The sequence below is a fragment of the Bacillota bacterium genome (assembly GCA_013314855.1).
Lineage (GTDB): Bacteria > Bacillota > Clostridia > Acetivibrionales > DUMC01 > Ch48.
In genome coordinates, this window is sequence record JABUEW010000006.1 from 51,308 (window position 1) to 58,964 (window position 7,657).

Annotated in this window: 6 protein-coding genes; 5 read left to right on the top strand and 1 reads right to left on the bottom strand. The window is 36.0% G+C overall.

Translation table 11 applies throughout. The features are described from left to right. Positions 1–19 precede the first annotated feature (19 nt). The 5 genes from pepV (at position 20) to HPY74_01970 (ending at position 6,950) form a co-directional block, all read left to right on the top strand. Positions 20–1,537 carry a dipeptidase PepV gene (pepV, locus tag HPY74_01950; protein ID NSW89438.1) on the top strand — a complete coding sequence of 506 codons (1,518 nt, stop codon included), beginning with the start codon at positions 20–22 and terminating at the stop codon, positions 1,535–1,537. An 86-nt stretch (positions 1,538–1,623) separates the two neighbouring features. Beyond that, positions 1,624–3,240 carry a mannitol dehydrogenase family protein gene (locus HPY74_01955; GenBank protein NSW89439.1) on the top strand — a complete coding sequence of 539 codons (1,617 nt, stop codon included), beginning with the start codon at positions 1,624–1,626 and terminating at the stop codon, positions 3,238–3,240. Between the two features lie 308 nt (positions 3,241–3,548). After that, positions 3,549–4,376, top strand: coding sequence for a protease complex subunit PrcB family protein (locus HPY74_01960; protein NSW89440.1), 828 nt, complete (start codon positions 3,549–3,551; stop codon positions 4,374–4,376). A gap of 228 nt (positions 4,377–4,604) precedes the next feature. Continuing rightward, positions 4,605–6,503: an LTA synthase family protein gene (locus tag HPY74_01965; protein NSW89441.1), complete on the top strand. Its 1,899-nt coding sequence runs from the start codon at positions 4,605–4,607 to the stop codon at positions 6,501–6,503. Between the two features lie 270 nt (positions 6,504–6,773). Next, the gene (locus HPY74_01970) at positions 6,774–6,950 is read left to right on the top strand and encodes an aspartyl-phosphate phosphatase Spo0E family protein (protein ID NSW89442.1); all 177 of its coding nucleotides are present in this window, start codon (positions 6,774–6,776) and stop codon (positions 6,948–6,950) included. Between the two features lie 460 nt (positions 6,951–7,410). Here HPY74_01970 and HPY74_01975 read toward each other — a convergent pair whose 3' ends face one another. Next, positions 7,411–7,596 (bottom strand): hypothetical protein, encoded by a 186-nt coding sequence (locus HPY74_01975; protein NSW89443.1) that lies wholly within the window; start codon positions 7,594–7,596, stop codon positions 7,411–7,413. Positions 7,597–7,657: the final 61 nt, after the last annotated feature.

Consider the following 7,657-nt stretch of genomic DNA (forward strand, 5'->3'; position numbering starts at 1 on the left):
GGAGGAGGTAGGTATTAAGGTGATAATCGGTAATGAAATACTAAAATATAGGGAAGATATTATAAGGGAGATTTGTGAACTAATAAAAATAAGGAGTGTTACTGGCGCTCCAGGTAAAGGAAAGCCTTTTGGCGAAGGTGTGAATCAGGCTCTTGAATATGTACTCGGCCTCGGTGAACGCCTGGGGCTGAAGGCAAAGAATGTTGACGGATACGCAGGTCATATCGAGTATGGTGAGGGAGATGAAATTGCAGGCGTACTTGTCCACCTGGATGTTGTGCCTGAGGGCATAGGATGGACCTTCCCTCCCTTTGAGGGAGTAATTCATGAGGGAAAAATATACGGAAGAGGCGCGTCTGACGATAAGGGTCCGGCAATAGTTGCTGTTTATGGGCTGAAAGTCTTAAAGGACTTGGGAATAATTCCCAAAAGAAAGGTAAGGATTATACTAGGGACCAATGAGGAAAGCGGAATGCAGGACATGAAATATTATTTTACAAAGGAGCCTGTACCTGGTATGGGGTTTTCTCCTGATGCAGGATATCCCATAACTAACAGGGAAAAAGGAATTTTACACCTGGCTCTTGTAAAACTAGGGCATGGGGTGAATGAATATGGACATAAGGATGAAAGCGGACGTAAAGATGAGTGCAGGCATAAGGATATGTGCGGATTACCGATACAAGAAATTTTTGGCGGAGAAGCCGTAAATATGGTGCCGGCAGAGTGCAGGGCGCATATTCCGGCTGAAAAAATAAAGCCTGGAGAAGTTCTGTATTTGCAGGAACTGGCCCGAGAAATAGACGGAGAAAACATTGCAGTATTATTTGAGGAAGGCAAGGGGCTTATTATACTTTCAAAAGGCAAATCGGCTCACGGAGCAAGCCCTCAAAGCGGGATCAATGCTATTTACAAATTGCTGAGTTTTCTATACAACGCAGAAAATGGTAGCATGGGAAATAATAGCGGCATAGGCGGTATTGTAAATAACAATGCAAAGAATGGTAGTGTACGAAATAGGGTTTACCTGGATAGCTATCTTAAATTTCTTTATGAGAAGAAAATAGGTTCCGATACTACTGGACACTCATTAGGAATCGATTTAAAGGATGAAGAGTCAGGAGCGTTGACAATAAACCTGGGCAAAATAATATATAACCAGGCCGAAAAGAGAGCCATGTTGGATATACGTTATCCTGTTACCTGCAATCATGAAGAAATACTTAAAGCTGTAAAAGAACAGGCTGAAAAAGAGGGTATACATGTAGAGATAATAGGGCATTCACCACCCTTGTATGTACCTGCAACCCATCCCCTTATAATCAAATTAAGCACTGCTTATGAAAAAATAACAGGCGAAAAAGCAAATCTTCTTTCCATGGGAGGGGGGACATATGCAAGGACATTAAAAAATAACGGAGTAGCTTTTGGCGGAGCAGGGACAGGAGCCCACCAGCCTGATGAACATGTGTCCATAGAAGACCTGATGAGACATGGGAAAATATGTACCCAGGCAATTTACGAGATAGCTACATAATATGATATAATATTATTTTGAAAAAGTTGCATTATTGTGTATAATAAAAATATGCCAAAAAATAAATTGTGGACAGGAGGCTTACAATGGTTGGTTTAAATAAGGAAAACTTAAAAGATAAAAAGTTATTTGAAAAAGCCGGTGTAAAAGTACCGAATTTTGATGTGGATACTATGATTTCCAATACAGCAGAAAACCCCATATGGGTACATTTTGGAGCCGGCAATATTTTTAGGGGTTTTATAGCAGTTCTCCAACAGGAGTTGCTTGAATCCGGGCAGTCGGAAAAGGGTATTATAGCAGTTGAGACCTATGATTTTGAAATTATCGATAAAATTTACATACCCTACGATAATTTAGGCCTTTTGGTAATCCTTTATCCTGATGGAAGTTTTTCCAAAAAAATTGTTGCAAGTATATCTGAAGCTTTAGTCGGAGACCCTTCCAGGGAAAAAGACTGGGAAAGATTAAAAGAAATTTTTTCAAAACCTTCTTTGCAGATGGCAAGCTTTACAATTACAGAAAAGGGTTACAATATTCGAAAACTTTCAGGTGATTTGCTGCCGGAAGTAGAGAAAGATTTGGAAGAAGGTCCTGAAAAACCTGCAAATGTTATGTCAAAAGTAGCTTCACTGGCGTATACCAGGTTTAAGAGCGGTGAACTTCCCATAGCTTTTGTAAGTATGGATAATTGCGCTGAAAATGGGAAGAGGCTTTATGAGTCGGTTATATTTATAGCCAACGCATGGGCTGAAAAAGGCCTGGTGGAGAGAGAATTTATTTATTATCTGAGTAACCCTGGGAAAGTATCCTTCCCGTGGACCATGATAGACAAAATAACCCCGAGGCCTTCCGAGGAAATAAAAAAAATGTTGGATGATGCAGGGATTAACGGGATGGATATTGTCAAAACAAATAAAAATACATTTATTGCACCCTTTGTTAATGCTGAAGGTCCCCAGTACCTGGTAGTTGAGGACAGTTTCCCCAATGGACGCCCGTCTCTTGAAAAGTCAGGTGTAATATTTACTGACAGGCAAACAGTTGATAGAGTAGAGAAAATGAAAGTAGGCACCTGTTTGAACCCTCTCCACACTGCCCTGGCAATATTTGGGTGTTTATTGGGATATGAGACTATTGCCCGGGAAATGCAGGATGACCTTTTAAGAAAACTGGTGGAAAAGGTAGGACTTGAAGAGGGTATGCCGGTTGTTGTCAACCCGGGTGTTATTGACCCCGTAGCTTTTGCAAAGGAAGTTATAGAAGTAAGATTGCCAAACCCGTATATACCTGATACGCCCCAGAGAATTGCTACTGATACGTCACAAAAGTTAAAAATAAGGTTTGGCCAAACAATCAGGTTATACCGTGAGAGGCCGGACCTTGACCCTGCCGGCTTGAAATACATACCGCTGGTGATTGCGGCCTGGTGCAGGTACCTGATGGGAATTGACGATTCCGGAAATGAAATGAGCTTAAGTCCGGATCCGATGCTGGATACATTAAAGCCTTATTTGGCCGGGATAAACTTAGGTGACACAGAAAGTGTGGGAGATAAGTTAAGACCCATATTGTCAAACAGTGAGTTGTTTGGATTGGACCTCTATGAAGTCGGCCTTGGAGAAAAAATCGAGAATTATTTCAGGGAAATGGTTTCAGGAAGAAATGCCGTGAGAGAAACATTGAAGAAGTACCTAAGCTGACTCATTAGCTGACTCATTGTGTTAGTTCTATTCAAAGACTGCCGCTATGAGTCTTAAAGCCTGTAAATTCAGCTAAAGGAAAAATCAAGGAAGTGGTATTGGCTGAAAGTCGGCAATTTTTCACCTGACGCCATGTAAATAAAGCAATTGAAAAAGAATAGCTTAAAGGGGAATTTCTGGAATTCCTTGAGCTATTCTTTTTTTATAAATTTTTAAGAAGTTTTTAAGGAACTTTAGATTATATTCGTCGTCTAATAATATACAGCAGCTGCGCATTAATAATTAAAATAATTACGGGAGTGAGCTAGATGAAAAAATTATTTAAATCATTAATATTATTTATAATATGTGCTTTTATTCTCTTTATTTTATCAGCTTGTAATGTAGGTACAGTAAACACCGGAGATAAATCGGGAGATGAGAATAAAACCGGAAACAAGGATGCCGGAAATAATCATACAGAAGATACTGAAAATAATGATACCGAAAACGACGGTAATAAAGAGGCCTCATATGAAAAAGTAGAGTATGAAACAGTGGAAGATATAGGTACTCTTCCTCAGGATATACAGGAAAAGATAGAGGAACTTAAGGTTAAAAGGGGATACACTTATTTCAAAATTGAGGATGAATATGTTATACTTATAAGTATGGGTGAGAAAAACACCGGAGGTTATAGTATTTCAATTGTTTCGGTAGAAGATGTTGAAGGGACAGTTAAGATTATTGTAGAAGAAACATCTCCTAAAAAGGACGATATAGTAATACAGGTTATAACCTATCCTTACGCAGTGATAAAAGTAAAGGGCATAGAAGAAAAGTTTGAGGTTGTTAACGAAAAAGGAGAAAAGTTTGAGTTTATTTCCCTTGACGAGGATTTAAAAGAGTATACCGGCACATATGTAGGGCAAATAGACGGCAACTCCATAGAAATTTTTGTTGATAAAAACATGGACATTGATGAGGCAGGAAAGCCCACTGCCTTCAGACTTGAAGGAGAAATAAAAGAATACTTTGACCCCGAAAGTAAAAACTTCAAGAATTTTAAAACCGACGAAAAGGTTAAGTTTAGCTTTGAAAGAAATGAACATGGACAGTTGATATTAAAGATGCTTGAGAGAATATCGGGAAAATAGTACTGAGAAAACAGCATAGTATAATTACCTGGTAAAAATAAGAGGAGGCATCCTTCTCTTTTTTTTTTAATACAACCGGACATACAAATGAAATAAGGATATTCAGACATACTTTTTAGGCACACTATGGAATAAGTCTTGCATTAACTACCAAAAATATATTATTATTTCTTTAGATAATATTACTGGATTAATATTACTGGATTGATAGTTTCAGGAGGAATTTTTATGGAGGAATTAGCTTTTAAAAAAGCTATTGATGATGATAGTAAGAAAAAAGTATCAGAGAAGTTATTGACAAAAGAATATGCCTATTGGCTATACTTTATGTTGTCAATAATGCTAAAATGCATGTATTTCCAATTTACTACCAAAATAAATACCCAGCCGGTTTTTTCACCGACAAATATTACCATGTTCCTTGTATCGTTTTTCATATTGCTTATTATAACCTCACCTATTATTCTATTTTTTAATAAAGGACGGTTGACAGCCCTTCTTGTTTGTAACTTTATTATATCCGTACTTCTTACCAGTGACACCAACTTCTTCCGTTACTATTACAGTATATTGACTGTACCTGTAATCCTGCAGGTTGATTTAAAGCTTTTGAGCTCTATTAACCAGAGCATAATGAGCCTGTTTAACATAAAGGATATAGTATATATTGTGGACCTTCCCTTTCTATTTTTGTGGTTTATAAATTTTCATAAAAAGGGAGTAGAAAAAATAGAATTTGCTAAAAGGGCAATAGGTTCTTTTCTATCCTTATTAATAGGATTTTCGGGATTTTTATCAGTATATAGAAAGATAGATATGGAGGCATTTGTTTACAGCAGTAATTATGTAGCTAAAAAGCTTGGGGTAATTTATTCCCACTATGATAACACAAAAATATTCGTAAAAGAAAGCATATTTGAGGATAAGGAACTAACACCTAAAGAAAAGGCTTATATCCAAAAATACTTCAGTAAAAAACCTAAAACAGACAGAAAGTTCAGAGGTATTGCAAAAGGAAAAAACTTAATTGTGGTACAGGTGGAAGCGCTACAAGAATTTATGATTAATGCCCAAGTCAATGGTAAAGAAATAACCCCAAATTTAAATAGATTGCTGGAAGAAAGCCTGTATTTCAATAATATATATTACCAGGTTGCAGGAGGTAATACTTCAGATGCCGAGTTTGTGTTTAATACTTCCTTATTCCCTGTGAAAGAGGGAGCCGTATATATTAGGTATCCGGAAAACACGTACCATTCATTACCGAAGATACTAAAAAACCAGGGATATAACACTTATGCCTTACATGCATTTACAGCAAAATTTTGGAACAGGACGGAAATGTATAAAGCCCTGGGATTCTGCAAATTCATTGATGCAGATTATTACGTAATGGATGAATTTGCAGGTTGGGAAGGAAGTGCATTGAGTGATTCGTCGTTTTTCAGGCAATCCTTTGATAAAATAGATATGTCAAAACCTTTCTATTCATTTTTTATAACACTTTCCAGCCACTATCCCTTCACATATTTTGAGGATTATGACTTTGATGTTGGAGAGTGGCAAGGGACTTTTCTTGGCAATTTTATAAAGGCCATTAACTATGAAGATAAATGCTTAGGAGAGTTTATTAACCAATTAAAGGAGAGAGGACTCTATGATAATTCTCTACTTGTTATTTACGGGGACCATTCGGGAGTGCCCAAGCATAAAGCTGATGAATTGATGGAATTCTTAGGGCTTGAATATAGTGAAGTCCAATGGGTCAAACTCCAGAAAGTACCATGTATAATACATTATCCAGGTCTTAAAAATGGAGAAAGGGTAAGCATTACAGGAGGAGGTATTGACCTTTTACCTACCATTGCCAACCTAATGGACTTGGAAGCACCTTATGTACTTGGAAAGGACTTATTAAACTCGGAAAAAGGGTATGTTATTTTAAGAAATGGTAACGTGGTTACCGATAATTATGTTTACTTAAATGAATTGGGAGAAGTTTACAGTATTAAGGATGAAAAGCTTTTAAATAAGAAGGATTACGAAAAGGAATTAAAGACTCTTTTGGAAAAGCTGTATATTTCCGACCTGATAATTGAAAAAAATGTTTTTAATGAGCTAAAATGAGGGTATATATAAAATTTAAAACTCGCATTTATTATGGTTAACTTCGGGAAATATTTCCAAAGCAAAACACTTTTAACTTCTTCTAATTTGAATGCTAAAAGATAATTAGTCTTTTAGTCTTTATAAATTGTTGAAAGATTGCAACAAATAGTATAGTATTTAATATTATAGTTATATGCCCAATTATAAACTGTTGTATTTTACAGAAAATTATTATTTTTTAAGGGGGATTTGCTACAAAAGATAAACATGAGTAGGTGGGGTAAAAAAATGAGAAAATTAGGCAAAGAAAAACAGGTAAGACAAAAAATAAAGTATCTACAAAAGAAATTGGATAATGCTGTTGAAAATAGTCAGCTTACCTCATATGAGTTGCTTGAGTTAAGCAAAGAGCTGGACAAATTGATAGTAGATTACTATAATTTAAATGATAACTCCAAATGCTGATATTTTTTTACACTCTGTAATTACTGGTATTATTTTTTTTACAATTGTAAGGACGGTATAATTACTATACTGTCCTTAAGAAATTTCATTTTTCGTCCTTATTACAATCCTATAAACAGCCGGCTTCCATATAACACCTCCATTGCCGTTAATGCGTAGAATACTACCCATATTCTATTAATGTACTTCTCAATATACTATTTATAGTAATTATTGTCAACTAAATGGGCAATAAATCAGAGCTGAAGCATGAAAATTTTATTTTTATCTATTAATAGTGCCTTTATTGGTAATTTTATTCAATTATATAATAATATTACATAAATTTACCCATACGTTTAAGTTATCCGATAACACTATAACCCTGATATCTAAGCGCAACGCTTTTTTGGGCATATCAACAACACCCTTTATCGGGTGGCAATTACATATACATAAATTTATATTACTTTTATAAACTTCACGCAGAGAGTCTTAGCATATATTTGCCTTCCACAATTTTATGAATACGTTCAATATCTAAGACATCACCTGAGCATGCTTGCCGGAGAAATTCTGTGAATCCTGCAACACCTGTTTTTTTTACCTTGTCTGCAAGGTATTCACTGTTGACTGCAAGCACATTCATGAATCTTCCTATATTCATAAGGTAGTGGAATCCCTCCATAGCATTCCAATTATATGAAAAACAATGCTCATATTCATAA

Coding starts and splice junctions, on each gene's coding strand:
- HPY74_01955 (NSW89439.1), top strand. CDS start 1,624: ATGGTTGGTTTAAATAAGGAAAACTTAAAAGATAAAAAGTTATTTGAA.
- HPY74_01960 (NSW89440.1), top strand. CDS start 3,549: ATGAAAAAATTATTTAAATCATTAATATTATTTATAATATGTGCTTTT.
- HPY74_01965 (NSW89441.1), top strand. CDS start 4,605: ATGGAGGAATTAGCTTTTAAAAAAGCTATTGATGATGATAGTAAGAAA.
- HPY74_01970 (NSW89442.1), top strand. CDS start 6,774: ATGAGAAAATTAGGCAAAGAAAAACAGGTAAGACAAAAAATAAAGTAT.
- HPY74_01975 (NSW89443.1), bottom strand. CDS start 7,596: ATGAATATAGGAAGATTCATGAATGTGCTTGCAGTCAACAGTGAATAC.